Source organism: Rubricella aquisinus (assembly GCF_014199445.1).
GTDB lineage: Bacteria > Pseudomonadota > Alphaproteobacteria > Rhodobacterales > Rhodobacteraceae > Rubricella > Rubricella aquisinus.
Genome location: NZ_JACIJS010000009.1, coordinates 22,649 through 48,330 on the forward strand (window position 1 = coordinate 22,649; position 25,682 = coordinate 48,330).

Genomic DNA, 25,682 nt, shown 5'->3' on the forward strand with positions numbered 1-25,682 from the left:
GGCGCGGCGCCCGGCCAAACGGGAGGACGGAGCGTCAGCGACGGAACGACGGGCGGGAGCGCTTGCCTAGCTGCGGGTCGTCAGTTGGACGAACACGTCTTCAAGATGCGCCTCTTCGGTCGCCACATCCTTGATCCGGATGCCATTCTCCCGAGCGAGGTCCAGCACCGCTTCTGCGGACACCTTGCTGCGGGCATAGGTGAAGGCGAGCGCGCCATCCTCGCGGCGGTCAACCTTGATCCCTTCAGGGGCGTCCGGCAGCGCGGCCTCTCCTTCTGGTGTGATGACCAGCGTTTTCGCGTCCATCTGCGCCAAGAGGGTCGATTTTTCATCAGATGCGACAAGGCGTCCTTCGGCGATGATCCCGATCCGGTCGCACATTTCCTCAGCCTCTTCGAGGTAGTGGGTCGTCAGGATGATCGTCGTGCCCGCCGCATTCAGTTCGCGCACATAGGACCACAACATCTGGCGCAGCTCGATATCGACGCCCGCTGTCGGCTCATCGAGGATCAGCACGGGCGGGCGGTGCACGAGCGCCTTGGCGATCAATAGCCGCCGCCGCATCCCCCCCGAAAGCGTGCGGGCATAGGCCTCCGCCTTATCGGCGAGGCCGACGGCGGCCAATATCTCCATCGTCCGGCGCTCCGATTTTGGCACGGCATAGAGCCCGGCCTGCACCTCAAGCGCGGCGCCCGGGCTGAGGAACGGGTCAATGTTCAGCTCCTGCGGCACGACCCCGATGGACGCGCGCGACTGGCGCGGGTTCACATCCTGATCGAAACCCCAGATCGACACCTGCCCGGCGGTCTTGTTCACCAGTCCTGCGAGAATATTGATCGTTGTCGATTTTCCGGCACCGTTCGGCCCCAACAGGCCAAAGATCGACCCTTTCGGGATTGTGAGGTCCAGCCCGTGCAAAGCCGTCTTTGCCTCCCCGCCGCCCGCCGGGCGATAGACTTTTCTCAGGCCGCGCAGGTCGATTGCATTGTCGGTCGTCATGGTGATGGTCCTCTCACCCCTTGTGGTGGGGCGCTGTTCTTGTATGTATGGGGCATCTACCTAACACCGACCACCCAGAGAGCAAGTGAGGGTTTCGATATGGCTGCTGCCTCCTCCCACATGACCCCGCCGGAAACGGAAATCGTCACCAAGGAGCGTATCTCCTGTGATGGGGGCGGCGGGGCGCTCGGTCATCCGCGTGTCTGGCTCTCCGTTGATCCGGTCGATGGCTATGTCGAATGCGGCTATTGCGACAAGAAATTCATCCTCAAGGGTGGCCCAGCCGATACCTGAACACTCCTGACAGAAGGCTGTCAGGAGGGGGGTGTTAGACAGGTCTCAACGCACCGACGCGTTTTTGAGGAGACCAACCATGTCACATGCACCCGCACATCCCGTCATTTGGGCTGAATTGCCCGTCAAAAACCTTGCCGCCGCGCGCGCTTTCTATGTCAAAGTCACCGGGATGGAGGCAGAAGACATGGAAATGGGCGGGCAGGATATCGTCGTTCTGAAAGGAGCGGAGCGCGGCAGCGTGTCCGTGAACCTCTATGAAGGGCGGCCGGCGGCGGATGGGGCAGGCCCAACCCTGCATCTGGTGGTGGAGGGCACGGTCGAGGAGGCCGCGACCCGCTGCTGGGAGGCGGGCGGCACCGTGCTGGGTGAGCCGATGCCGATTCCCGAAGGGCGCTTTGTCTATGCCAAAGACCCAGACGGAAATTCGCTCGGCCTTTTTGAAGCGAAGGCAGGATAACCCCATGCGCCGCGCCGACCGCCTGTTTCAGATCGTTCAATATCTGCGCGGCGGTCGCGTGGTCACGGCGCGCGACCTCTCGGAACGGCTTGAAGTGTCAGAGCGCACGATCTACCGCGATATCGCGGACCTGATCGGCTCCGGCGTGCCGATCGAGGGGGAGGCCGGGATCGGTTATGTGATGCGCGCGGGCTATGATGTGCCGCCATTGATGTTCACCAAATCGGAAGTGAGCGCGCTGGTCGCGGGCATTCGCCTGATCCGGGCCTGGGGCGGGGCGGAAATGGCGCTGGCCGCAGAGGAGGCGCTGGTGAAAATCGACGCGGTCCTACCCGAAGCCGCACGCGGCCATGCCGAGCGGGTGCCCATTCATGCGATGACACTGGGCCATCTCAACACCGCGGATCGCGCGCGGATCGACCGACTAGAGAAAGCCTGCGATGCGCGGGTGCGGATCAGTTTCGATTATGCCGATAAGGACGGCGCGCGCACCCGGCGCACTGTCCGCCCCCTTGGCCTGTGGTTCTGGGGGCAGGCATGGACGCTCGCCACATGGTGCGAGTTGCGGCAGGATTTCCGCATGTTCCGCATTGACCGGATCAGCGCGGAGGAAGAAGGGGAGCGGTTTGCGGTGGAGAAAGACAAGACGCTCGCCGCGTTTTTCGCACGCGAGGCGTGTTGAGACGGATGGACCGCACAAGGGTCCATATTTGAAGAAACGGGACTCAGGCGGGCTGCGCAGGATGACGCTTGGGTCTGCTTATTGGTTGAGTGGTTTTCAAAAACGGCCAGCATCCATTGCAATACTGCAATTAACGTCACCCCGTCTCAGGGTGTCGTAGAATTCCAAATAGTTTCCGCTGATCCCAAGACTGCGAACGTATTCGCCGCTCCAGGCAATGAAGCGATCGCCACTTGCCGTATACCCCAACGCGATGCTTGAGCCGCTTGATTGCTCCATAATGCGGAAAGTCGCCTCAAGCGACTGACCGTCAGCGCAGGACATTGAGACGCCTCCCGAACGACGGTCCGGGTTACTGGCCCAAGTGCCTGTGCAGGGGTGTCCATAATCGGTGGCCCCCGAGACTGTCCCGGTGATCCGACCATAGGTGCGGCCAACCATTGAACGCCCCTCATTACCCACGCAAGCAAAGACCGGCACACACCATTCGCCGTCGCGTGTCGTGTCACAATCGTTATCTGCGATCCCCATATCGGATGGGGAGCACGATGTCAGGGTGACAGTCAGGGCCAAGGGCAGGTAGAAGGACCGCATGAGGAATGCTCCGGTTCCGGGGTGTCGCTGGCAAAAAGGGTAGGACATGGCAACTGGCATCGGCAAGGGGCACCATCTGCATCTGATCGACGGGTCTGGATTTATCTTTCGCGCGTTCCACGCGTTGCCGCCCCTGACCCGCAAATCGGATGGACTGCCAGTGGGCGCCGTCAGCGGCTTTTGCAACATGATCTACAAGATGGTGGAGGCGAACAACGGGCCGGATGCGCCGACCCATGTCGCCGTCATTTTCGATCATTCGGGCAAGACGTTCCGCAATGACATCTATCCCGAGTACAAAGCCAACCGCCCGCCCTTGCCAGAGGATCTGCGCCCTCAGATGCCTTTGACGCGAGAGGCAACGCGGGCCTTTGGGCTGGCGTGTATCGAGCAGGAAGGATTCGAGGCCGACGATCTGATCGCGACCTTTGCCGTGCAGGCGCGCGACGCGGGCGCGCGGGTGACGATCATCTCGTCGGACAAAGACCTGATGCAGCTTGTCGGCGGCGGGGTCGAGATGGTCGATGGGATGAAGAATGTCCGCATCGGGCCAGAGGAGGTCGAGGCCAAATTCGGCGTCGGGCCGGACCGGGTGGTGGATGTGCAAAGCCTTGCGGGGGATTCGGTCGATAACGTGCCGGGCGCGCCCGGCATCGGGATCAAGACGGCAGCCCTGTTGATCAATGAGTTCGGTGATGTGGAAACTCTGCTGGAGCGGGCAGAGGAGATCAAACAGCCCAAACGCCGCCAGACCCTGATCGACAACGCAGAGCAGATCCGCATTTCCAAACGGCTGGTGACGCTCGATCAGAACGTCCCGGTCGAGGTGGGGTTCGAGGCGATGGAAGTGCGGGAGCCGAATGCCGACGACGTGCTCGGTTTTCTTGCGCAGATGGAATTTCGGACGCTGACCAACCGCATCGCGGAAAAGCTGGGTGTGGAGGCCCCGACAGTGGCCGCGCCCGCCGGGGCACCCTCCGCCGATGGCGCCGCTCCGGCAAAGCGGGACATGCCCCCGATCGACCCGTCCAAATATGAGATCGTGCGCGACAAAGCAGCCCTAGAGACATGGATCACCGCGATCCGTGAGCGCGGCTATGTCGCCGTGGACACCGAAACCACCGGGCTGGATGAAATGATCGCGGACCTTGTCGGCATCTGCCTGAGTGTTGAGGTCGGCCAGGCCTGCTATGTCCCTCTGCGGCATGTGGAGGGGGAGGGCGATCTGCTGGGTTCGTCGGAGCGGGCCGCGGGGCAGATGGACCCGGCGGAGGCATTGGCGCTCCTCAAACCTGTTTTTGAGGACGCAGCGATCCTCAAAATCCTGCAAAACGCCAAATACGACATGAAGATTTTTGCCCGCGAAGGCATCACGCTCGCGCCGATTGAGGACACGATGCTGATGTCCTACGCGATGCATGGTGGCCTGCACGGGCATGGGATGGATGCGCTCAGCGAGCGGTATCTCGATCACAAACCGATCCCGATCAAATCGCTGATCGGGACGGGCAAGAGCCAGATCACCTTCGACAAGCTCAAGATCGAGGATGCCGCGCCCTATGCCGCGGAGGACGCGGATATCACCCTGCGCCTGTGGCACCTGTTCAAGCCACGGCTTCATGCGGCCAAAACCACGACCGTTTATGAGACGATGGAGCGGCCGCTTGTCCCTGTGCTCGCACAGATGGAGCGCAACGGCATCCTTGTGGACCGCGATCATCTGAGCCGCATGTCCAACACCTTCGCGCAGAAAATGGCGGGGCTGGAGGCGGAAATACACGAGCTGGCCGGGCGGTCCTTCAACGTCGGCTCGCCCAAACAGCTTGGTGAAATTCTGTTTGATGAGATGGGCATTCAGGGCGGCAAGAAGGGCAAAACCGGGGCCTATGCCACGGGTGCTGACATTCTGGAGGAGTTGGCCGCGCAGGGGCATGACCTGCCCGCGCGGGTGCTCGATTGGCGGCAACTTTCCAAGCTGAAATCGACCTATACCGACGCGTTGCAGGACCATATCAACAAGGACACGGGCCGGGTGCACACGTCCTATGTGATCTCTGGTGCGAATACCGGGCGGCTTGCCTCCACCGATCCGAATTTGCAGAACATCCCCGTGCGGACAGAAGAAGGCCGCCGCATTCGGGAGGCATTCGTGGCGGAGGAGGGCAATGTCCTGCTATCGCTCGATTACAGCCAGATCGAGTTGCGCATTCTGGCCCATATCGCGGGGATCGACGCGCTGAAGCAGGCGTTCCATGATGGGCTGGATATTCACGCGATGACGGCCTCTCAGGTGTTCGATGTGCCGCTGGACGAGATGACGCCAGAGGTGCGGCGCAAGGCGAAAGCGATCAATTTCGGGGTGATCTACGGGATTTCGGCCTTCGGGCTCGCGAACAACCTGCGCATTCCCCGCGATGAGGCAAAAGCGTTTATCGACGCCTATTTCGAGCGGTTCCCCGGCATCAAACAATACATGGAGGACACCAAAAAGTTCGCGCAGGAGCACGGCCATGTGAAAACTCTGTTTGGCCGGGTGATCCACACGCCAGAGATCAACGCGAAGGGGCCGCGCGCCAGTTTTGCTTACCGGGCGGCGATCAACGCGCCGATCCAGGGGTCAGCGGCGGATATCATCCGGCGCGCGATGGTGCGGATACCCGATGCGCTGCGGGCTGCGGACAATTCCGCGCGGATGCTGTTGCAGGTGCATGACGAACTGATCTTTGAGGTGCGGGAAGGGGAGGCGGAGGCCACCGCCGCGATCGTGCGCGAGGTGATGGAGCAGGCCGCGAACCCGGCGGTGAAGCTCGATGTGCCGCTGGTGGTCGATGCGGGGACCGGGCTGAACTGGGCTGCGGCGCATTGAGGGTGGCGTCTGTTGAGTTAACGACGACGCAAGCCGGTCCAGCGGCCGCCCGAGGGGGTCGCTGAAACAGTCGGGCTTTGCGGTTTATCCCGCCACACCGCACATGCGGTCTGCTTCTTGAAAGGTCGTAAAGCGGCCGCCGGGGGGCGGGCGGCCGCTGGACCGGCGCCTTCGGCTTGATTCCGGTCCGTTCAGAGACAAAGCTCACTTTCATGACCAAAGACGACAGCACCCCCCGGATCGACATTCGCAGCCGCGCGGACCTGCGCGATTGGCTGATGGCGCACCATGCGACCGCCAGAACGGTCTGGCTTGTGCTCTACAAGAAACACCATCCCGACCATCTGCCATGGCCCGACGTTGTGGAGGAATTGCTCTGTTGGGGCTGGATCGACAGCTTGCCGCGCGCGCTGGATGCGGATCGCACGATGCTGCGCGCCTCCCCCCGCAAGGACAGCTCGGCATGGTCAGGGATCAACAAGGCGCATGTCGCGCGGGCCATCGCATCGGGGGCGATGACGGCGGCGGGCCTTGCGAAGGTGGATGCCGCCAAGGCGAACGGGATGTGGGATTTCCTTGAGGATGTGGAGCGGCTGGAGGTGCCGGATGACCTTGCCACCGCGTTTGATGCGCATCCCCCGGCCCGGGCGGAATGGGACAGCTTTCCGCCCTCGGCCCGGCGCGGCATTCTGGAATGGATCAAACAGGCCAAGCGGCCCCAGACCCGCGCGGACCGGATCACCCAGACCGCCACGCTCGCACAAAAGGGCCAGCGGGCGAACCAGTGGCGTTAGCCGCAATAAAGCCGGATGATGACGCCATTGCCGTCGGTCTCGATATTGAGCCGGGTGGGGACGTAATCCATCGTGACCGCCATGCCGGGGCCAATGATCCGTGTGTTGAGCGTCGCAGGCAGGGTCACGGCTGCGATGTTTGACCCGATCAGACCAGCGTAATCGGCGGCGCCACAGGCGGACTGCTCTTTCACGCAATCCGCGTCACAGGGTTTTTCGGTCACCTCTTCGACGGTGCAGGCGGCAACGGTCAAAAGGCAGGTAAGGGATAGGGCCGTCAGGCGGCGCATGGCTGTCATCTGAAAATGTCCTTTGGTCAAACTGCGCTGAGTGTCCCCCCAACGGCGCGCCACTTCAACAGCAACCTGCGCCTGGCGATTGGCCCGCCGCATCCGCGTATGCCGGGGGCGGGGGGCGGTTTTGGGGTGTGAGGCAGGCTGGGCGGCATCCCGCCGCTTGCATCCTGCGTCAAAAGCGTTAGCTTCACGCCTGCCTCGGGGGGCCCAAATGGGCTGAGATGCGTGATGCAGACCCGTTGAACCTGAACCGGATTATGCCGGCGTAGGGAAGGCTGCATTCGCCCCGACATGCGTATGCCGCCTCCGCCTCGCTCTAGGCTTTGGAGGATATGATGAAGACAGTTTCCCTGACACTGCTTGCCACAACCGCGCTCATTGGTGCGACCCATGCGCAATCGCGTGGCGAATTGGTGGTCTATACCTATGACAGTTTCACATCCGACTGGGGCCCCGGCCCGGTGGTCGAAGAGGCGTTTGAGGCCGTGTGCGATTGCGATCTGACCTTTGTCGGCGCGGGCGACGGTGCGGCGCTGTTGTCGCGCGTGCAGCTGGAGGGTGCGCGGTCTGACGCGGATGTGGTGCTGGGCCTTGATACCAACCTCACGGCGCGGGCCACGGCAACCGGCCTGTTTGCCGACAAGCCCGCGGGCCTGCCGACACCGGATCTGCCAATTGCGTGGACCGACCCGATCTTTACCCCCTTCGACTGGGGCTATTTCGCCTTTGTGCATGAGGCTGACCTTGCCGATGTGCCGACCTCGCTCAAGGCATTGGGGGAGAGTGACCTGAGCATCATCGTGCAGGATCCGCGCAGTTCCACCCCCGGGCTTGGGCTCGTGATGTGGGTGGATGCGGCATATGGCGACGAAGCCGCTGCGGTTTGGGCTGCGCTGGCCGATAATGTCGTCACCGTGACCCCCGGCTGGTCCGAGGCCTATGGCCTGTTTCTGGAGGGAGAGGCGGATATGGTCCTCTCCTACACCACATCGCCCGCCTATCACCTGATCGCGGAGGATGATCCGAGCAAATCCGCCGCGGCCTTCGATGAGGGGCATTACATGCAAGTCGAGGTTGCGGGCATTCTGAAAGGGTCCGATCAGCCGGACTTGGCGGCGGAGTTCATTCAGTTCATGGCGACAGACGGGTTTCAGGGTGCGATCCCGACGACCAACTGGATGTATCCGGCCTTTACCCCGGCAGGTGGGCTGCCTGACGGGTTTGAGACGCTGATCACGCCGGAGACCGCGCTGCTCCTTCCCGCCGATGAGGCCGAGGCCCGCCGCGCGGCCGCGATTGAGACATGGCGCGCCGCGCTCTCTCAATAAGTACGGGTTTGGGGGCTGCGGCGATTGTCATCGTCGTGGCCCTCACCCTTGGCACCATCGTCCCGCTTTTGTGGATCGCGGAGGCCCCGGGCCGGATCGTCGGTGCGGATTGGGCCGTGCTGCGGTTCACGGTGGTGCAGGCGTTTTTGTCAGCGGTCCTGTCGGTGCTGTTTGCGGTGCCGCTGGCGCGCGCGCTGGCGCGGCGGCAGTTCTGGGGGCGGCAGGCGCTTTTGCTGCTGCTGGGTGCGCCCTTTATCGTGCCGGTGATTGTCGCGGTTCTGGGCATTCTGGCGGTCTGGGGCCGATCCGGCTGGCTGTCGGACGGGTTGGGGGCGCTGGGCCTGCCCGCGCTCGATATCTACGGCATGACGGGTGTTTTGCTGGCGCATGTGTTCTTCAACCTGCCGCTGGTCACGCGGATGCTGCTGACGGGCTGGGCCGCGATCCGGGCGGAGCAGTTTCGGCTGGCCGCGCAGCTTGGCTTTGGCCCGCGCGACATGCTGCGCCATGTGGAAGCGCCGATGCTGCGCGAGGTGCTGCCCGGGGCGGGGCTGGTGGTGTTTCTGATTTGCCTGACGAGTTTTGCGGTGGCGCTGACGCTGGGGGGCGGGCCGCGCGCAACGACGCTGGAGCTTGCGATCTATCAATCCTTGCGGTTCGATTTCGATCTGTCACGCGCGGCGATGCTGGCGCTGGTGCAGATGGGTGTGGCGCTGGCCGCGGCGATCCTGCTTTTGGGGCTTGGCCGCCCGGCGGAGTTTGCCGATGCGCTGGGCCGGGTGGCGGAGCGGTATGACACGGGTGGTCTGTGGCAGGATCGGCTGGTCATCGGGGCCGCACTCCTGTTTCTGGGCCTGCCGATGCTGGCGGTGGTGGCGCGCGGGGCGCCCGCGCTCTTGACCCTCAGCGCCAGCATCTGGGAGGCCGCGCTGCGCAGTGTCACCATTGCGCTGGCCGCGACGGCGATCTGTTTTGCCCTCTCGCTCGCGATTGCATGGGTTCTGAGCACCGGGCGCGCCGTGCTGGCGGAAGGGATGGTTCTGATCGGGTTGACTGCCTCCTCGCTGGTGATCGGGACCGGGTTGTTCATCCTGCTGCGCCCGATTGTCGATCCGTTCGCGCTGGCGCTGCCGCTCACGGCGGTGGTGAATGCGGTGATGGGCGTGCCGTTTGCGCTGCGGGTGTTGTTGCCTGCGGTTGCGACCGTGCGGCGCGGGCAGGGGCAGCTTGCGGCGAGCCTTGGGCTGTCGCGCGGCGTGTGGCTGCGCCATGTGCTGTTGCCCGGCATCCGCCGCCCTGCGGGCTTTGCGCTGGGGCTGGTCGCGGCGTTCTCCATGGGGGATCTGGGGATCATCGCGCTGTTCGGGACGAGTGCGACCGCGACGCTGCCGCTGGAAATGGCGCAGCTTATGGGGGCCTACCGGATGGAGGCCGCGGCGGGCGCGGGCGCGTTGCTTCTGATCCTGTCTTTCATGCTATTCGCGGTTTTTGATGCGGGAGGGCGCTATGATCACGCTCGATAATGTGACGCTCGGGCAGGGCGGGTTTGCGCTCTCTGCTGATGTGACCTTCCGCCGGGGCGTTTGCACGGCGATCATGGGGCCAAGCGGCGGCGGGAAATCGACGCTTCTGCACGGGCTTGCCGGGTTTCTGCCCGCGCGCACCGGGCGCATTACGGTGGCAGGTCTCGATGTGACGGATCAGCCCCCGGCGGTGCGGCCCGTGTCGCTTTTGTTTCAGGACAACAACCTTTTTCCGCATATGACCATCGCGCAGAATGTGGGCCTTGGCCTGCGGCCCGATCTGAAGCTGACCGACGATCAGCATGTACGGGTGGAGGCGATGCTCGCGGATATGGGGCTTGAGGGCATGGGCGCGCGGCGGCCAGCGGCCATGTCGGGTGGGCAGGCAAGCCGCGCCGCACTTGCGCGGGCGCTTCTGCGGGACAAGCCGGTGCTGCTGCTCGACGAGCCATTCGCCGCGCTTGGCCCCGCGATGCGGGCGGATATGATGGCATTGTTGCGCCGTGTGATGGCGGACAAAGCACTGACGGTCCTGATCGTGTCCCACCAGCCGGAGGACGCCGCCCGGATCGCGGATGACATTGCGGTGGTGGCAGAGGGGCGCGTGGCCCCGCCGCAGGACCGCGAGACGCTGCTTGCCAATCCGCCGGGGGCGCTGCGCGATTATCTGGGCTGACGCGCCGCGCCCTTGTTCCCCCGCTTGCCGCGCGATACCACTAGGCGAAGCACGCCCAAACTCTGGAGAATTGCCATGCCGCCGCGCCCTGTGATCCTGTGTATCCTCGACGGTTGGGGGCTGGGGCAGGCGGTTGCGTCCAATGCCGTGTCAGCGGGCAAAACGCCCGTGTTCGACCGATTGATGGCTGAATGCCCGAATGGCACGCTCGCCGCCCATGGCAATGATGTGGGTCTGCCAGAGGGGCAGATGGGCAATTCGGAGGTGGGCCACACCAATATCGGCGCGGGCCGGATCGTGTGGATGGACCTGCCCAAGATTGACCGCGCGATCGCGGAGGGCAGCTTTGCCAACAATCCTGCACTCACCGGATTTATCGACCGGTTGAAGGAAAGCGGCGGCACGGCCCACCTTGCGGGCCTTGCCTCTCCCGGTGGGGTCCATGCGCATCAGCGCCATATCGCGGAGGCCGCGCGCGTGATCGCGGGCGCAGGCGTGCCGGTGGTGATCCATGCCTTTACCGATGGGCGCGACGTGCCGCCGAAATCCGCGCTTGGCCAACTCAGCGATCTGGAGGCCGCCCTGCCTGACGCTGCGCGCATCGGCACCGTCACGGGCCGCTTTTACGCGATGGACCGGGACAATCGCTGGGACCGGGTATCGCAAGCCTTCGACGTGATCGCCCATGCCAAAGGAGCCGCCGCAGCATCTGTCGCGGAGGCCGTGCAGGCCGGGTATGACGACGGACAGACCGACGAATTCACCCCACCGAGCGTGATCGGGGACTATGCGGGCATGGCCGATGGCGATGGGCTCATGTTCCTCAATTTCCGGGCCGACCGCGCGCGGGAAATCCTGGCCGCCTTTCTTGATCCCGCATTTGACGGGTTTGAGCGGCAGGCACCCACGATCGCTGCGGCGCTGGGCGTGGTGGAATATTCCGATCAGCATAATGACTGGATGGAGGTGATGTTCCCCTCGGAAGATATTCCCAACACGCTCGGCCAATGGGTGTCGGCGCAGGGGCGGCGGCAGTTTCGCATTGCGGAGACGGAGAAATACCCCCATGTCACCTTCTTCCTGAACGGGGGCGTCGAAACGCCCTATCCGGGCGAAGAACGGCTGATGCCGAAATCCCCCAACGTGCGCACCTATGACCTCAAGCCCGAGATGAGTGCGGCGGAGGTTACGGCGGGTGTCATCGGCGCGATCAAGGATGGCTATGACCTGATCGTCGTGAATTACGCCAATCCCGATATGGTCGGTCATACTGGCGATATCGAGGCGGCAAAGGCCGCGTGCGAGGCCGTGGATGCCAGCGTGGGTCAAGTGCTCGACGCGCTGAAGGAGGCCGGGGGGGCGATGATCCTGACCGCCGACCATGGCAATTGCGAGGTGATGGTGGACCCTGACACGGGCGCGCCCCACACCGCGCATACCCTCAACCCGGTGCCGGTGATCCTGATTGGCGGGCCGGAGGGCGCGGTGATGGGATCGGGCCGTTTGGCCGATCTTGCGCCGAGCCTTCTTGATCTGATGGAATTGCCGCAACCGGCCGAGATGTCGGGCCGGTCGCTGATCGAGCGGGGCTGAATGCGGCGTTTCCTCCTTGCCCTTTTGTGCCTGACCGTACCGCTTTATGCCCAATCCCCGGAGCGGGATGCAGAGCGCGCAACGGCCATTATGGCAGGGGCGGAGGCCGATCTGGTTGCCGCGCGCGATGCGCAAAACCAGCTTGCCGCCTATGCAAAGGCGGTGCAGGGCTATGAATTGGCGCTGAGCGTGGCGCGCGGCTCTGCCCGGCAGATCGCCCTTGCCCGGGTGGATGCGGAACAGCGGTTCGCCGCGCAACGGGATCAGGTGGCAAAGCTGTTGGGCGGATTGCATCGGGTGGAGCGCGCGCCGGTGCCGCTCTTGATGATCCATCCGTCCGGGCCTGCGGGGGCGGTGCGAGCCGGGCAGTTGATGTCTGGCCTCGTCCCGATCCTGCAACAAGAGGCGACCACCCTGCGGACAGAGGCCGATTATCTGGTGACCCTGCAAGAGGATCAGGCGGCGGTCGAGGCACTGTTGAGCGATGGGCTGGCCGGGGTGCGCGCGGCGCGTGCGTCGCTCAATGATGCGCTGGCGCGGCGCAACACGGCGCGGGTCACGGTGGACCGGCTGGTTCTGGAGGGGCTGCGGGACGGGAGTGCGACGCTACAGGCATTTGCCCGCGCCCTGGCCCGGCAGGCGCCGCCCGCCAGCGCCCGGTTCGAGAGTGCGGAAGGCGCACTTCCGCTGCCTGCCGAGGGCCGCATCCTACGCGCCTTTGGCACGCCCGATGCCGCCGGGATCGTCCGACCCGGACTGATCCTTGAGACGGGGGCTGTCAGCCTTGTCACCGCACCGATGGACGCGACGCTGCGCTATTCCGGGCCGTTCCTTGATTACGACCAGATCGCCATTCTGGAGCCGGAGGCCGGATGGCTGCTGATTCTGGCGGGCCTGACTGAGGTATCGCGGGAGACGGGCGAGGTGATTTTGGCCGGGGAGCCGCTTGGAACTTTGGCAAGCGGCCCCACCACACGCAAAGATGATGCATTTTTGGTGGAAAATACCGGGCAGGGCGCGACAGTGGGAACAAACACGCTTTATATAGAGCTTAGACGCGACGGCGTGCCGATTGACCCGGCACCATGGTTCGCGACCGGAATGGATGGGGAGTAATTGGTTATGAAAAAGATGGTCATGGCGGCCTGTGTCGGGGCGCTGGCAGGTGGGATTGTCACAACGCAATTCGTTGGCCCCCTTGTCGCGCAGGAAACCGAGCGGCAGCGCTCCACCTACGAATATCTCGATCTTTTTGGCTCGATCTTTGAGCGGGTGCGCGCGGGCTATGTCGAGGAAGTGGATGACCGCGATCTGATCGAGGCCGCGATCAACGGGATGCTGACATCGCTTGACCCGCATTCGGGTTTTCTGCCTGCGGATGATTACAGCGATATGCAGGTGCAGACCCGTGGCGAATTTGGCGGGCTGGGGATTGAGGTCACGCAGGAGAACGGCTTTGTGAAGGTCGTGTCCCCGATTGACGACACGCCCGCCGCTGAAGCGGGGCTTCAGGCGGGGGATTTCATCACCCATCTGAATGGCGAGTCGCTCCTTGGTCTGAACCTTGACGAGGCGGTCGAGTTGATGCGCGGGCCGGTCGGCTCTGAGATCATCATCAGCATCGTGCGTGAGGGCATGGACCCGTTCGACGTAACGCTGGAGCGGGCGACGATCCGCATTCGCGCCGTGCGCTCCCGTGTGGAGGACAACACCGTCGTGCTGCGCGTCACCACATTCAGCCGTCAGACGTTCGACAACCTTGTCGAGCAGCTTGAGGAAGAGGCAGAGGCGCTTGGTGGCATGGACAGCGTGGATGGCATCGTGCTGGACCTGCGCAACAATCCCGGCGGGCTTTTGTCACAGGCGATACAGGTGTCCGACGCGTTCCTTGAGCAAGGGGAGATCGTGTCCACCCGTGGGCGCGACCCGCAGGACAGTGACCGCTACAACGCGCGGCCCGGCGATATTTCCGGCGGCAAGCCGATTGTGGTGCTGATCAATGGCGGCTCCGCCTCCGCATCTGAGATCGTGGCGGGTGCCTTGCAGGATCATCGCCGCGCGATTGTGGTGGGTGAAAAGAGCTTCGGCAAAGGCTCCGTTCAGTCGGTGATCCCATTGCAGGGCAATGCCGCGATGCGCCTGACCACGGCGCGGTATTACACGCCATCGGGCCGCTCGATCCAGTCGCTGGGGATTGAGCCGGACATCCTCGTGCGCCGCCGCCTTGGCGATGGGGAGGACGTGGACACCACGGGCCGGTCCGAGGCCGATCTGCGCGGCAGCCTGATCAACGACAGCCTGACCGAAGATGAAATCCGCCAGTTGGAAGAAGAGCGCGCCCGGCTTGAGGCCGACGCGCAGCGCCGCAATGATGATTACCAGTTGGCCTATGCGCTCGACATCATCAAAGGGATCGCGGTGCTGGAGAACCGGTGATGCTCACCGAAGCGGAGATCGCAAAGCTGCCATACCGGCCTTGTGTCGGTGTGGTGCTGATGAATCGCGCCGGGCTGGTTTTCGTGGGCCAGCGCGCGGATATGGACAGCCCCGCATGGCAAATGCCCCAAGGCGGCATCGACAAGGGGGAGACAGCGCTGGACGCCGCCTTGCGCGAGTTGTTGGAAGAAACCGGCGTCCCGCAGGAGGCCGTTGAGGTTGTCGCCCAAACAGATGAACCGCTCCGCTATGACCTGCCGAAAGAGGCGATGGGTGTTGCTTTCAAGGGCAAATATCGGGGCCAGGCGCAGGATTGGGTGCTGATGCGGCTCAAGTCCGGGGATGACGCGATCAACATCGCGACAGAGCATCCTGAATTCAGCGCATGGGAATGGGTCACACCGGCGGAGGCCGTGGCCCGGATCGTCCCCTTCAAACGCCCGATCTATGAGCGGGTGATGGACGCGTTTGCCGCGCACTTGGCTTGAACCGATCCTATTGTCGGCTGGGGCGGGTGGCAGAGGACCGGCGCGTTTGACGTCGCTCCGGTCCTTTGGGGTTAGTGGACGTTCACCGGTTTGAATTCGTGATCGCGTGCCACGCGAAATGCAAGCTTTCGGTCAGTGACGATGGCAAGCTGCTGCCCTTCGGCAGAGTGGATCGCGTATAGCGTCGGCGCGGTCGTCTGGGCGCGCAACTCCTCCGGCAGGTCGGCGGCTGCAATCGCACGGACATAAACGGTCTTTTCGGGCAGGTTGAATGGCAGGTCGTTCATGGTGGTCCTCCTGAAAATAGGCAGGGTTAGCCGCGCTTGATCTCGATCTTTTGGACGATGCTGTCGGGAAGGGAGCGGGACAGATCGACATGCAGCAATCCGCGCTCCAGCGTGGCGGTGGTCACGTCCACGCCTTCGGCCAGCACGAAACTGCGCTGGAACTGGCGCGCAGCGATCCCGCGATGCAGGAACACGCGGCCCGCGCTGTCATCCTGCTGACGGCCCCGGATGACAAGCTGGTGATCTTCGATCGTGATCGACAGATCCTCCTCGGCAAATCCGGCGACTGCGAGCGTGATGCGGTAGGTCCGCTCATCCACCTGCTCGATATTATAGGGGGGGTAGCCGTCATTGCCGGTTTTGGCGGTCCGCTCGACCAGTCGGTCAAGCTCCTCAAATCCCAGCAGAAACGGGTGCGAAGCGAAAGAGATGCGCGTCATCCTTAATCCTCATGTCCTTGTATCAAGCGACAGGTCACGGCCCCTCAAAAGGCGACCGGTGCAAGGAATATGGGGAGGATCGCGCGGCGCGGCAAGGGGTCAGCTGTGACCCGTCGCATCCCGCCAGTGTTTGCGGCAAAGGGAGACGTACGTCTCATTCCCGCCGATCTGAACCTGATCGCCATCGATCAGGGTGTTGCCCTCGTCATCCTGCCGCACGACCATCGTCGCCTTGCGCCCGCAATGGCAGATGGTGCGCACTTCGCGCAGGTGATCGGCAATCGCAAGCAGCGTTTCCGAGCCGGGAAAGAGTTTGCCCTGAAAATCGACACGCAGGCCGTAAGCCATCACCGGCACGCCAAGGTCATCCGCGACCCGCGCCAATTGCCAGACCTGATCGGAGGTCAGAAACTGCGCCTCGTCCACCAGCACACAGGCAATCGGCCCCGATTGTAGGCGTTTTTGGATACGGGTGTAGAGGTCATCCTCGGGCGCGTAGGTATCGGCCTTAGCCTCGATCCCGATGCGCGAGCCAATGACGCTCTCGCCTGCGCGGGTGTCAAACGCGTAGGTCAAGAGATAGGTGTCCATCCCGCGTTCGTTGTAGTTATAGGACGCTTGCAGCAAGAGCGTACTCTTGCCCGCGTTCATGGTGGAATAGTTGAAATAGAGCTTGGCCATGGCTGCTTTTTTGACCCGTGAGATGGGGGCGGTCAAGGCGGTGGGCGCGGGCCCCGGTGGCTAAATCCAGCGCGGGGTCAGGCCGCAAGCGTCGGTCTGATCACGCCCCGTACTAGAGGGGGACGGCAATCAGACCGGTCGCTTGCTTCAAAGCCCCTGAATAGGCATCACGTCAATCTCGCCCTCGCGCGCGTTGCGGATCGCCAAGGCGGTCGCCCGCGATCCGGCGGCGGTGGTGTAGTAGGGGATCTTGTCATAGAGCGCCACGCGGCGAATATCGCGGCTGTCCTCCACGGATTGTGTGCCCTCGGTCGTGTTGAACACGATCTGCACATCGCCATTCTTGAGCGCGTCCACGATATGGGGCCGGCCCTCGAACACCTTGTTCACACGGGTCGTGGCGATGCCTTGATCAGACAGCCACGCCGCCGTGCCAGAGGTCGCGAGGATCGTAAAGCCGAGATCCGCCATGGTCTGCGCGGCCTCCAGCATCGCCGGGCCCTTATCCGCATCCTTGATCGAGATGAACACCTTGCCGCTATCCGGCAGGGCCACGCCCGCGCCCATCTGCGCCTTCAGGAAGGCCCGCTCGAAGGTCATATCAAGGCCCATCACCTCCCCGGTGGAGCGCATCTCCGGCCCCAGCAGCGTATCGACGCCGGGGAAGCGGGCGAAGGGCAACACGGCCTCTTTCACGGCGATATGCTTGGTCTCCGGCGCTTTCAACTCCATGTTCGACAGCGGCTCCCCGGCCATCAGGCGGGCGGCGATGCTGGCGATGGGGCTGCCCACGGCCTTTGCCACGAAGGGCACGGTGCGGGACGCGCGCGGATTGACTTCCAGCACATAGATCACGCCGTCCTTGATCGCGAATTGCACATTCATCAGGCCGATGACATTGAGCGCCTTGGCCATCGCGACGGATTGGGTTTTCAGCTCCGCGACAATCTCCGCCGACAGGGAATGGGGCGGTAGGGAACAGGCGCTGTCACCCGAATGCACGCCCGCCTCTTCGATATGTTCCATCACGCCCGCGACATGGACGTTCTGCCCATCGCACAGACAATCGACATCCACCTCAACCGCGCCCGCAAGATAGCTGTCCAAAAGAACCGGACTGTCGCCCGACACCACCACGGCAGAGCGGATATAGCGGCGCAATTGGTCCATATCGCGCACAATCTCCATCGCGCGACCCCCCAGCACATAGGAGGGGCGGATCACGAGGGGGAAGCCGACTTCTTCGGCAATCTTGAGCGCTTCCTCATCGGAGGACGCGATGCCGTTCACGGGCTGTTTGAGGTTCAGATCACCGAGCAATTGCTGGAACCGCTCGCGATCCTCAGCCAGATCAATCGCGTCGGGGGAGGTGCCAAGGATCGGGATGCCCTCTGCCTCCAGCGCGTTGGCGAGTTTCAGCGGGGTCTGCCCGCCGAACTGGACGATCACACCATGCAGCGTGCCGTTTTCCTGCTCGACCCGCAGGATTTCCATCACATGCTCAATCGTCAACGGCTCGAAATAGAGGCGGTCGGACGTGTCGTAATCCGTGCTCACCGTTTCCGGGTTGCAGTTGATCATGATCGTCTCGTAGCCCTGCTCGGTCAGCGCGAAACAGGCGTGACAGCAGCAGTAGTCAAATTCGATGCCCTGCCCGATCCGGTTCGGCCCACCGCCAAGGATGACGACTTTCTTGCGATCCGACGGGCGGGCTTCGCATTCGACCTCACCCATCATGTCGGCCTCATAGGTCGAATACATGTAGGGGGTCTGCGCCTCGAATTCGGCGGCGCAGGTGTCGATCCGCTTGAACACGGCGGTCACGCCGAGCCGTTGGCGCGCGTGGCGCACCTCCGTTTCCGATTGCCCGGTCAGAAGGCCAAGCCGCGCATCGGTAAATCCAAGCATCTTGAGCGCGCGCAGGCCTGCCGCGTCAGTGGGCAGGCCCGCCTGCCGCACACCGTCCTCCGCATCGACGATTTCGCGAATACGGTCGAGGAACCACGGATCGAACGCGGTGATGCGCTGGATCTCGTCATTCGAGATGCCTTCGCGCATCGCCTGCGCAATCACGCGCAGCCGGTCGGGTGTCTGCTGGGACAGGTTGGCGATCAGCGCCTCGCGCGTGTCGAACGCGATCTCATCAAACCCGGTCAGGCCGGTTTCCATGGAGGCCAGCGCCTTTTGCATCGATTCGTGGATCGTGCGGCCAATCGCCATCGCTTCGCCCACGGATTTCATCGCGGTGGTCAGCGTCGCCTCGGACCCGGGGAATTTCTCAAAAGCAAAGCGCGGGATTTTGGTGACGACATAGTCGATGGTCGGCTCAAACGATGCCGGGGTCACGCCCGTGATGTCATTGTCCAACTCATCGAGCGTATAGCCCACCGCGAGCTTTGCCGCGATCTTTGCGATCGGGAAGCCGGTCGCCTTCGATGCCAGCGCGGAGGAGCGGGACACACGCGGGTTCATCTCGATCACGACCATGCGGCCATTCTGAGGGTTCACGGCCCATTGCACGTTGGACCCGCCGGTCTCTACCCCGATTTCCCGCAATACGGCAATGCTGGCGTTGCGCATCATCTGATATTCCCGGTCGGTCAGGGTCAGCGCAGGGGCGACGGTGATCGAATCGCCCGTATGCACACCCATCGGATCGACGTTTTCGATGGAGCAGATGATGATCGCATTGTCCGCAGTGTCGCGGACAACCTCCATCTCATATTCTTTCCAGCCCAGAAGGCTCTCATCAATCAGGATTTGCGCCATGGGAGAGGCATCAAGGCCGGACCGACAGATCCGCTCGTAATCCTCCCGGTTATAGGCCACGCCTCCCCCGGTGCCACCAAGGGTGAAGGCCGGGCGGATAATGGCGGGCAGGCCGACATATTCGATGGCGTCCACAGCGGCGCGCACGCCCGCGTCGATATCGTACTTGCCGTTGGCCCCTTTCGGTGCGGCAATGATCGTGGCGCGCGGGTTTTCCAGCCCCAGCCGGTCCATCGCCTCCCGGAACAGCTTACGATCTTCGGCCATTTCAATGGCGTCACGTTTCGCGCCGATCAACTCGACCCCGAATTTCTCAAGCACGCCCAGATCGTCCAACTCAAGCGCGGTGTTCAGCCCGGTTTGTCCGCCCATCGTGGGCAAAAGCGCGTCGGGCCGCTCCTTTTCAATGATCTTGGCGACCATATCGGCGGTGATCGGCTCGATATAGGTGGCGTCCGCCATGCCGGGGTCGGTCATGATGGTGGCAGGGTTGGAGTTGACGAGGATAACCCGGTATCCCTCCTCCTTGAGCGCCTTGCAGGCTTGCGCACCGGAGTAGTCAAATTCACAGGCCTGCCCGATGACGATAGGGCCCGCACCGATGATCATGATTGAGTGAATATCATCTCTTTTCGGCATCGGGGCATCCTTCGGGCTGGCAGGGTCGGCACAAATTGTGTGGGAGATACGCGGGCAGCGCCAAAGGCGCAAGCACGGACTTGCCCGCATGGGAAAAAGGGCGCGCTCCCGCCCGTCGTTCCGTCGCTTGCGCTCCGTCCTCCCGTTGGGGGTGGCGCGGCTGCGCCGCGCAAAGGGAAGAATGCGCTGAGGTGTTTGAGGAACAGGTGTGTTCCTCAAATCACCCGTTCAATTTTGGGTGTCACGATTCGCCCGCGCGTCAAGGCCGCTCGTTCCTCGGACCTTGACCCACGGCCGAATCGCGGGGGCCGCTCTTACTTCACCAAGTCCAATTCACTTTCTTCAAATATACCCCGCCGGAGGCACCGCCGCGCCGCAAGGCGCGGCGCTCGGCCCAAAGGGAGCGGCCCGAAGGGCCAGCGACGTGCGGGAGCGCCGCGTTGTGCCGCGCGACTGCGGGGGATAGAGTGGAGCGCATATCAAAAGGAACACTCCCCATGGCCACCCCAGGCGCCGATCCGCTTCTGACCACTGCTGCTGTTTTCCTCGGCGCTGCGGTGGTCGCTGTCCCCTTGTTCCAGCGTCTCAAGATGGGATCGGTGCTTGGCTATCTGGCGGCGGGTGCGGCCATCGGGCCATATGGGTTGGCCGTGATCCAGGACACCGATGCGGTTTTGCATTTCGCGGAATTTGGCGTCGTGATGCTTCTCTTCGTCATTGGGTTAGAGTTGAAGCCTGCGCGGCTATGGCGGTTGCGGTCGGATATATTCGGGCTTGGCCTTTTGCAGGTGTTGATCACGGGCAGTCTGGTCGCCGGGGTGTGTCTTGCCATCGGGCTGAGTTGGCAGGTGGCCGTCATCATCGGATCGAGCCTCGCGCTCAGTTCCACCGCCATCGGCATTCAGGTCCTGCGGGAGCGGCGGGAGTTGCGCTCTGACTATGGCAACCGGGCCTTTTCGATCCTGCTGTTGCAGGATTTAGCGATTGTCCCGCTGTTTGCGCTGGTCGCCTTCCTCGCGCCCGGTGCTGGTGCCACCGGCAGCCCGTTGACGCAAGCGGGTCTGGCGCTGGGCGGTGTTGTCATTCTGATCGTCGTGATCCGTTACGGGCTGCGGCCCGTGTTCCATGCCGTCGCCAATTCCGGCAGTGGCGAGTTGTTCACCGCGGCGGCTCTGCTTGTCGTCATCGGCTCTGCTCTTGCGATGGACCTTGTGGGCCTTTCCATGGCGCTTGGCGCGTTCATCGCGGGCGTGCTGCTCGCTGAGAGCGAATTCCGCCATCAGTTGGAAACCGATATCGAGCCGTTCCGTGGATTGCTCCTTGGCCTCTTTTTTATGGGCTTTGGCATGACGCTGAACTGGATGCTCGTGGTCGAGAATTGGTGGATCGTGCTGGGCGGTGCCTTGGGCCTCTACCTCGCGAAAGGTGCGGTGCTCTACGGTCTCGCGCGGCTTTTCCGGTCGAGCCATAAGGACGCGATCCGCATTGCCAGTGTTATCGGGCAGGGCGGCGAATTTGCCTTCGTCATGATCACGCTCGCGATCGGGGTCGGATTGTTTGAGGGCGAGTTGCCCGCGATCCTGTCCGCGATTGTCACCTTCTCCATGATCCTCACGCCATTGGCGATGGCCGGGGCGGACCGGTTGATCGCGCGCATGGGCGGGGCCGATACGCTTGATGACATGAAAGGGGTGGAGCACGCGGACCGCGCAAAAGTCATCGTCGCAGGCTTTGGCCGCGTGGGCCAAGTCATCGCGCGGATCATGGCTATGCAGGACGTGGACGTCACGCTGATCGACAATTCGCCGCGCCGCATTCGGATCGCCCGCACGTTCGGTACGGAGGTTTATTTTGGGGACGCCCGCAGGCTCGACATGCTTGAAACCGCAGGGGCCGCCGAGGCCGATCTTTTGTTCCTTTGCATCAGCGACCGGGATGGCGCGCCCGAATCGGTGATCAAGCTCAAAGAGCGGTTCCCGAACCTCAAAATCTTTGCCGAGACCTATGATCGTTTCTCCGAAGTCGATATGCGCCGCGCCGGGGCCGATTTCGTCGTCCGCCAGACCTATGAAAGCGCCATTGCGCTCGCCGCCGCTGGGCTCGATGAATTGGGCGAGTGGGATGATGTGGAGGACGTCATCGCGGAATTCCGGCGGCACGACATGGAGCGGCTCGATCTTGAAACCGAACATGGCACTGAAAAGGCGCTCGATATCCTGCGCGAAAAGTACGAATTGAGCGATGAAGCCTGAACTGAGGGTCGCCCGCATGGCGGATGCGGAGCCGATCAGCGCCCTGTTTGCCGCCTGTTACCCGACACTGATGGCCCCGGCTTATGCCCCGGATGTGCTCAGCGCGGCTTTGCCGAAGATGATCCACGCCAATCCCGTTCTGATCGCGTCGGGCCGCTTTTATGTGGTGGAGCAGGAGGGGCGGATCATTGGTGCGGGCGGTTGGGGGCCAGCGCCACCGTCGGGGGAAGATGTCCCCGTTCATATCCGTCATTTCGCGACCCATCCCGATGCGACGGGGCAGGGCGTTGGCGCCCTATGCCTCACGCGGTGTCAGGAGGACGCGCGGGCCGAAGGGCATCCTGCCTTGGGCTGCTTTTCGAGCCTGAATGCCGAAGGCTTCTACGCCCGGCATGGATTTCAGCGCGTGGCCGCGCGCGATATCCCGATTGGCGACGCGTCCTTTCCGGTGATCGAGATGCGCTGCCCGCTTTAGCCATTGCATGTCCGTGCCCCGGCCCCATATCGGGCAGGGAAAGGCAGGGCACATGAGCACAAGGATCATCACAAGAAACCGCGTCAGCCTGCGCTGGGCGGAGATGATCGCGCTGTTTGTCGGCACGCCCTTGGTGCTCGCTTTTCTGCTGCCGCCCACGATGATGTTCACGGTGCTGGGTGTGACGACCTTTGCCGGTATCGTTCTGTTGCACATCACGCCGGGCTTTTCATGGGCGGAGTTGAACCGGGGGCAATTCGATTGGCGGGCCTTAGCGCTGCTCGGCGCAAGCACGGTCGTGACCTCGGCCATTGCGGTGATGGTGCTGATGCCGGAGAACGCGCTCATCCTGCCGCGCACGCAAACCGGGCTGTGGCTGATGATCATGCTGCTTTATCCGCTTGTCAGCGCGCTGCCGCAGGAGGTGATCTTTCGCCCGCTGTTTTTCCGCCGCTATGGCGATCTGATGCCCGCTGGCAGCCTGATCTGGGTGAACGCAGCACTCTTTTCACTGGCGCATCTGATGTATTGGGATGCGTTGGTGCTGGCGATGACGTTCTGCGGCGGGCTGGCGTTTGCATGGGCCTATCATGTGCGCGGCTCGTTCTGGCTGGCAGTGGTGATGCACGCGGTAGCCGGGCAGATCGTGTTCACCAGCGGGCTGGGGCGGCTGTTTTATTCGGGGGCGGTTTAGCGCTCTCCCCTTGGCCCCGCTATCGTTGCGGCTGTTGGCACCCCACCCCTTGACACATCCGCCCCTGTGCGGTGTATCGGCGCGAGCCGTTTTGACCTGATCCCAAGGATGCCCGCCATGCACCGTTACCGTTCTCACACCTGCGCCGATCTCACCAAGGAGAATGTGGGCGAGACTGTCCGCCTGTCGGGCTGGGTGCATCGGGTGCGCGATCATGGCGGCATCCTCTTTATCGACCTGCGCGACCATTATGGCATCACGCAAGTGCTGGCCGACCCGGACAGCCCGGCGTTCAAGGATGTGGAAAAGGTCCGCTCTGAATGGGTGATCCGCATTGATGGCACGGTGAAGGCACGGGATGCCGCACTCGTGAACCCGAAACTCCCCACTGGTGAGGTGGAGATTTTCGTGCGTGATCTGGAAGTGCTTGGCACCGCGGACGAATTGCCAATGCCGGTGTTCGGCGATCAGGACTACCCGGAGGAAACGCGCCTGAAGTACCGTTTCCTCGATCTGCGTCGGGAGAAGCTGCATGACAACATCATGCTCCGCTCCCATGTTGTGCGCAGCTTGCGCAACCGGATGTGGGACACGGGCTTTACCGAATTCCAGACCCCGATCATCACCGCATCCAGCCCCGAAGGCGCGCGCGATTTTCTGGTGCCAAGCCGCCTGCATCCCGGCAAATTCTACGCGCTGCCGCAGGCGCCGCAGCAATTTAAGCAGTTGATCATGGTCGGCGGCTTTGACCGCTATTTCCAGATTGCCCCCTGTTTCCGCGATGAGGACCCGCGCGCCGACCGCTCCCCGACCGATTTCTACCAGCTTGACGTCGAGATGAGCTTTGTCGAGCAGGAGGACGTGTTCAGCGCCGTGCAGCCGGTGATCACCGGTCTGTTTGAGGAGTTCGGCAAAGGCCGCCGCGTGGATGCCGAATGGCCGCGCATTCCCTATAAAGAGGCGCTGGCCAAATACGGCTCCGACAAGCCGGACTTGCGCAACCCGATTGAGATGCAGGACGTGTCCGAACATTTCCGTGGCTCGGGCTTCGCGATTTTCGCGAAGCTGTTGGAGCAGGACGGAACAGAAGTTCGCGCGATCCCGGCCCCCACGGGCGGCAGCCGCAAATTCTGCGACCGGATGAACAAGTATGCCCAGCAGGAAGGGCTGCCCGGGATGGGGTATATCTTCTGGCGCGACATGGACGGTCAGATGGACGCCGCAGGCCCGCTCGCCAAAAACATCGGGCCGGAGCGGACGGAGGCGATCCGCCAGCAGCTTGGGCTGGGGATTGGCGACGCCGCGTTCTTCCTCGGTGGCAAGCCGTCCGCGTTTGAGGGTGTCGCGGGGCGTGCGCGCAACGTGATCGGGGAGGAGTTGGGCCTCACCGATAAGGACCGTTTCGCCTTTGCCTGGATCGTGGATTTCCCGATGTATGAGCGGGATGACGAGGGCAAGCTCGACTTTTCGCACAACCCGTTCTCCATGCCACAAGGCGGGATGGACGCGCTCAATGGCGACCCGGAAGAGGTGCTTGGCTATCAGTATGATTTGGCCTGCAACGGCTATGAGCTGATCTCCGGCGCGATCCGAAACCATAAGCCTGAGATCATGTATAAGGCCTTTGAACTGGCGGGCTATCCGAATGAGGAAGTCGATAAGCGGTTCGGCGGCATGGTCAACGCGTTCAAATACGGCGCGCCGCCCCATGGTGGCTGTGCCGCCGGGATCGACCGGATCGTGATGCTTCTGGCCGATGAGGCGAATATCCGTGAGGTCATCATGTTCCCGATGAACCAGCGCGCCGAAGACCTGATGCTCGGCGGCCCGTCCGACCCGACGAATGAGCAATTGCGCGAATTGGGGCTGCGCGTCATTCCGCGTGACTGACCTGCCCTATGCCAGCGTGGTGCCCGTGTTTGATGGGTATCTGGCGCGGTTGGACGGCCTGATTGCCAGGGCAATGGGGCTGGAGGACGCGCGGCTCGCGCCCGATATGTTCGATCTTGAGGAACAGGCGCGCATCGCGGCGCAGTTTACCCTGCGCGTTGCCTGCCCCCTTGCCGGGCAGGCCGTGCCGCCCAGCCCGGATGATCTGCCCCTTGCCGATGTCGTGCGGGCGACGCGCGCCCAGCTTGGCTTGCTCACACCCCCGATGTTCGCTGATGCGGGCAACCGGCGCTACAGCGTAGAAGCGGGGCAGGGCATCCGAGACTTGGATGCGGAGACTTTCCTTCTGCAATTTGGCATTCCCAACATCCAGTTTCATATGGCGATGGTCTATGCCCTGTTGCGGTCCAAGGGCGTTGCGGTGGGCAAGGCCGATTTTGACGGCGTGCATGTTTACGAGGCTGGGTTCAGCTTCAGCGATTGACGTTTCCTGATTGGCGACAGTTTGGGTAGAAACCTGCGATTG

At 63.0% G+C, this 25,682-nt stretch carries 23 protein-coding genes and 1 riboswitch; of the genes, 17 read left to right on the forward strand and 6 right to left on the reverse strand.

Translation table 11 applies throughout. The features are described 5' to 3' along the window. Positions 1-66: 66 nt before the first annotated feature. Positions 67-999 (reverse strand): ABC transporter ATP-binding protein, encoded by a 933-nt coding sequence (locus FHS89_RS14005; RefSeq protein WP_184012747.1) that lies wholly within the window; start codon positions 997-999, stop codon positions 67-69. 99 nt (positions 1,000-1,098) lie between these two features. Here FHS89_RS14005 and FHS89_RS14010 point away from each other — a divergent pair, with 99 nt between their 5' ends. The 5 genes from FHS89_RS14010 (at position 1,099) to FHS89_RS14030 (ending at position 6,689) form a co-directional block, all read left to right on the forward strand. Further along, positions 1,099-1,293, forward strand: a complete 195-nt coding sequence (locus tag FHS89_RS14010) for a zinc-finger domain-containing protein (protein ID WP_246413926.1) — start codon at positions 1,099-1,101, stop codon at positions 1,291-1,293. 79 nt (positions 1,294-1,372) lie between these two features. Then, on the forward strand, positions 1,373-1,753 hold the full coding sequence (locus tag FHS89_RS14015) for a VOC family protein (protein WP_184012748.1): 381 nt from the start codon (positions 1,373-1,375) through the stop codon (positions 1,751-1,753). Positions 1,754-1,757: 4 nt separating this feature from the next. Further along, on the forward strand, positions 1,758-2,435 hold the full coding sequence (locus FHS89_RS14020; protein ID WP_184012749.1) for a helix-turn-helix transcriptional regulator: 678 nt from the start codon (positions 1,758-1,760) through the stop codon (positions 2,433-2,435). A gap of 640 nt (positions 2,436-3,075) precedes the next feature. Beyond that, on the forward strand, positions 3,076-5,895 hold the full coding sequence (polA, locus tag FHS89_RS14025; protein WP_184012750.1) for a DNA polymerase I: 2,820 nt from the start codon (positions 3,076-3,078) through the stop codon (positions 5,893-5,895). 212 nt (positions 5,896-6,107) lie between these two features. Beyond that, positions 6,108-6,689, forward strand: coding sequence for a YdeI/OmpD-associated family protein (locus tag FHS89_RS14030; protein WP_184012751.1), 582 nt, complete (start codon positions 6,108-6,110; stop codon positions 6,687-6,689). Here the strand turns inward: FHS89_RS14030 and FHS89_RS14035 are convergent. After that, the gene (locus FHS89_RS14035) at positions 6,686-6,988 is read right to left on the reverse strand and encodes an I78 family peptidase inhibitor (protein WP_184012752.1); all 303 of its coding nucleotides are present in this window, start codon (positions 6,986-6,988) and stop codon (positions 6,686-6,688) included. The two genes, FHS89_RS14030 and FHS89_RS14035, sit on opposite strands and share 4 nt — an antisense overlap. Positions 6,989-7,174: 186 nt before the next feature. Next, positions 7,175-7,274, forward strand: a riboswitch (TPP riboswitch). A gap of 43 nt (positions 7,275-7,317) precedes the next feature. On the opposite strand from FHS89_RS14035, the gene thiB reads away from it, so the two are divergent. The 7 genes from thiB to FHS89_RS14070 all read left to right on the forward strand — a co-directional run bounded on the left by thiB (position 7,318) and on the right by FHS89_RS14070 (position 15,029). Next, the gene (gene thiB / locus FHS89_RS14040; RefSeq protein WP_425502804.1) at positions 7,318-8,313 is read left to right on the forward strand and encodes a thiamine ABC transporter substrate binding subunit; all 996 of its coding nucleotides are present in this window, start codon (positions 7,318-7,320) and stop codon (positions 8,311-8,313) included. Continuing rightward, positions 8,289-9,836, forward strand: coding sequence for a thiamine/thiamine pyrophosphate ABC transporter permease ThiP (locus FHS89_RS14045; RefSeq protein WP_184012754.1), 1,548 nt, complete (start codon positions 8,289-8,291; stop codon positions 9,834-9,836). Before thiB ends, FHS89_RS14045 begins: the two co-directional genes overlap by 25 nt. Continuing rightward, positions 9,820-10,512 carry a thiamine ABC transporter ATP-binding protein gene (locus FHS89_RS14050; protein WP_184012755.1) on the forward strand — a complete coding sequence of 231 codons (693 nt, stop codon included), beginning with the start codon at positions 9,820-9,822 and terminating at the stop codon, positions 10,510-10,512. Before FHS89_RS14045 ends, FHS89_RS14050 begins: the two co-directional genes overlap by 17 nt. Before the next feature lie 75 nt (positions 10,513-10,587). Beyond that, positions 10,588-12,105 carry a 2,3-bisphosphoglycerate-independent phosphoglycerate mutase gene (gene gpmI / locus FHS89_RS14055; RefSeq protein WP_184012756.1) on the forward strand — a complete coding sequence of 506 codons (1,518 nt, stop codon included), beginning with the start codon at positions 10,588-10,590 and terminating at the stop codon, positions 12,103-12,105. After that, complete coding sequence (locus FHS89_RS14060; protein WP_184012757.1) at positions 12,106-13,221, forward strand: murein hydrolase activator EnvC family protein; 1,116 nt, start codon at positions 12,106-12,108, stop codon at positions 13,219-13,221. 6 nt (positions 13,222-13,227) lie between these two features. Beyond that, positions 13,228-14,541, forward strand: a complete 1,314-nt coding sequence (locus FHS89_RS14065) for a S41 family peptidase (protein WP_184012758.1) — start codon at positions 13,228-13,230, stop codon at positions 14,539-14,541. Then, positions 14,541-15,029 carry an RNA pyrophosphohydrolase gene (locus FHS89_RS14070; protein ID WP_184012759.1) on the forward strand — a complete coding sequence of 163 codons (489 nt, stop codon included), beginning with the start codon at positions 14,541-14,543 and terminating at the stop codon, positions 15,027-15,029. Before FHS89_RS14065 ends, FHS89_RS14070 begins: the two co-directional genes overlap by 1 nt. Before the next feature lie 71 nt (positions 15,030-15,100). On the opposite strand, the gene FHS89_RS14075 is transcribed toward FHS89_RS14070, so the two are convergent. The 4 genes from FHS89_RS14075 to carB form a co-directional block, all read right to left on the reverse strand. Beyond that, positions 15,101-15,316 carry a DUF1150 family protein gene (locus FHS89_RS14075; RefSeq protein ID WP_184012760.1) on the reverse strand — a complete coding sequence of 72 codons (216 nt, stop codon included), beginning with the start codon at positions 15,314-15,316 and terminating at the stop codon, positions 15,101-15,103. Between the two features lie 26 nt (positions 15,317-15,342). Further along, entirely contained in the window at positions 15,343-15,756 is a 414-nt protein-coding gene (locus tag FHS89_RS14080; protein ID WP_184012761.1) for an Hsp20 family protein, read from the reverse strand. 99 nt (positions 15,757-15,855) lie between these two features. Further along, positions 15,856-16,437 carry a thymidine kinase gene (locus FHS89_RS14085; RefSeq protein ID WP_184012762.1) on the reverse strand — a complete coding sequence of 194 codons (582 nt, stop codon included), beginning with the start codon at positions 16,435-16,437 and terminating at the stop codon, positions 15,856-15,858. 147 nt (positions 16,438-16,584) lie between these two features. After that, positions 16,585-19,845 (reverse strand): carbamoyl-phosphate synthase large subunit, encoded by a 3,261-nt coding sequence (carB, locus tag FHS89_RS14090; protein WP_184012763.1) that lies wholly within the window; start codon positions 19,843-19,845, stop codon positions 16,585-16,587. Between the two features lie 497 nt (positions 19,846-20,342). Between carB and FHS89_RS14095 the strand changes: the two genes are divergently transcribed. The 5 genes from FHS89_RS14095 to FHS89_RS14115 all read left to right on the forward strand — a co-directional run bounded on the left by FHS89_RS14095 (position 20,343) and on the right by FHS89_RS14115 (position 25,640). Continuing rightward, positions 20,343-22,097 carry a monovalent cation:proton antiporter-2 (CPA2) family protein gene (locus tag FHS89_RS14095; RefSeq protein ID WP_184012764.1) on the forward strand — a complete coding sequence of 585 codons (1,755 nt, stop codon included), beginning with the start codon at positions 20,343-20,345 and terminating at the stop codon, positions 22,095-22,097. Continuing rightward, positions 22,087-22,572 carry a GNAT family N-acetyltransferase gene (locus FHS89_RS14100; RefSeq protein ID WP_184012765.1) on the forward strand — a complete coding sequence of 162 codons (486 nt, stop codon included), beginning with the start codon at positions 22,087-22,089 and terminating at the stop codon, positions 22,570-22,572. Before FHS89_RS14095 ends, FHS89_RS14100 begins: the two co-directional genes overlap by 11 nt. Before the next feature lie 52 nt (positions 22,573-22,624). Further along, positions 22,625-23,266 carry a CPBP family intramembrane glutamic endopeptidase gene (locus FHS89_RS14105; RefSeq protein WP_184012766.1) on the forward strand — a complete coding sequence of 214 codons (642 nt, stop codon included), beginning with the start codon at positions 22,625-22,627 and terminating at the stop codon, positions 23,264-23,266. Between the two features lie 117 nt (positions 23,267-23,383). After that, entirely contained in the window at positions 23,384-25,156 is a 1,773-nt protein-coding gene (gene aspS / locus FHS89_RS14110; protein WP_184012767.1) for an aspartate--tRNA ligase, read from the forward strand. Further along, complete coding sequence (locus tag FHS89_RS14115) at positions 25,149-25,640, forward strand: DUF1993 family protein (protein ID WP_184012768.1); 492 nt, start codon at positions 25,149-25,151, stop codon at positions 25,638-25,640. The genes aspS and FHS89_RS14115 overlap by 8 nt, the downstream gene beginning before the upstream one ends. The last annotated feature ends 42 nt before the right edge of the window (positions 25,641-25,682 follow it).

Coding starts and splice junctions, on each gene's coding strand:
- FHS89_RS14020 (WP_184012749.1), top strand. CDS start 1,758: ATGCGCCGCGCCGACCGCCTGTTTCAGATCGTTCAATATCTGCGCGGC.
- FHS89_RS14035 (WP_184012752.1), bottom strand. CDS start 6,988: ATGACAGCCATGCGCCGCCTGACGGCCCTATCCCTTACCTGCCTTTTG.
- FHS89_RS14075 (WP_184012760.1), bottom strand. CDS start 15,316: ATGAACGACCTGCCATTCAACCTGCCCGAAAAGACCGTTTATGTCCGT.
- thiB (WP_425502804.1), top strand. CDS start 7,318: ATGATGAAGACAGTTTCCCTGACACTGCTTGCCACAACCGCGCTCATT.
- aspS (WP_184012767.1), top strand. CDS start 23,384: ATGCACCGTTACCGTTCTCACACCTGCGCCGATCTCACCAAGGAGAAT.
- FHS89_RS14060 (WP_184012757.1), top strand. CDS start 12,106: ATGCGGCGTTTCCTCCTTGCCCTTTTGTGCCTGACCGTACCGCTTTAT.
- FHS89_RS14080 (WP_184012761.1), bottom strand. CDS start 15,756: ATGACGCGCATCTCTTTCGCTTCGCACCCGTTTCTGCTGGGATTTGAG.
- FHS89_RS14100 (WP_184012765.1), top strand. CDS start 22,087: ATGAAGCCTGAACTGAGGGTCGCCCGCATGGCGGATGCGGAGCCGATC.
- FHS89_RS14070 (WP_184012759.1), top strand. CDS start 14,541: ATGCTCACCGAAGCGGAGATCGCAAAGCTGCCATACCGGCCTTGTGTC.
- polA (WP_184012750.1), top strand. CDS start 3,076: ATGGCAACTGGCATCGGCAAGGGGCACCATCTGCATCTGATCGACGGG.
- FHS89_RS14010 (WP_246413926.1), top strand. CDS start 1,099: ATGGCTGCTGCCTCCTCCCACATGACCCCGCCGGAAACGGAAATCGTC.
- FHS89_RS14030 (WP_184012751.1), top strand. CDS start 6,108: ATGACCAAAGACGACAGCACCCCCCGGATCGACATTCGCAGCCGCGCG.
- FHS89_RS14095 (WP_184012764.1), top strand. CDS start 20,343: ATGGCCACCCCAGGCGCCGATCCGCTTCTGACCACTGCTGCTGTTTTC.
- gpmI (WP_184012756.1), top strand. CDS start 10,588: ATGCCGCCGCGCCCTGTGATCCTGTGTATCCTCGACGGTTGGGGGCTG.
- FHS89_RS14065 (WP_184012758.1), top strand. CDS start 13,228: ATGAAAAAGATGGTCATGGCGGCCTGTGTCGGGGCGCTGGCAGGTGGG.
- FHS89_RS14105 (WP_184012766.1), top strand. CDS start 22,625: ATGAGCACAAGGATCATCACAAGAAACCGCGTCAGCCTGCGCTGGGCG.
- FHS89_RS14085 (WP_184012762.1), bottom strand. CDS start 16,437: ATGGCCAAGCTCTATTTCAACTATTCCACCATGAACGCGGGCAAGAGT.
- FHS89_RS14045 (WP_184012754.1), top strand. CDS start 8,289: ATGGCGCGCCGCGCTCTCTCAATAAGTACGGGTTTGGGGGCTGCGGCG.
- FHS89_RS14050 (WP_184012755.1), top strand. CDS start 9,820: ATGATCACGCTCGATAATGTGACGCTCGGGCAGGGCGGGTTTGCGCTC.
- FHS89_RS14005 (WP_184012747.1), bottom strand. CDS start 999: ATGACGACCGACAATGCAATCGACCTGCGCGGCCTGAGAAAAGTCTAT.
- carB (WP_184012763.1), bottom strand. CDS start 19,845: ATGCCGAAAAGAGATGATATTCACTCAATCATGATCATCGGTGCGGGC.
- FHS89_RS14015 (WP_184012748.1), top strand. CDS start 1,373: ATGTCACATGCACCCGCACATCCCGTCATTTGGGCTGAATTGCCCGTC.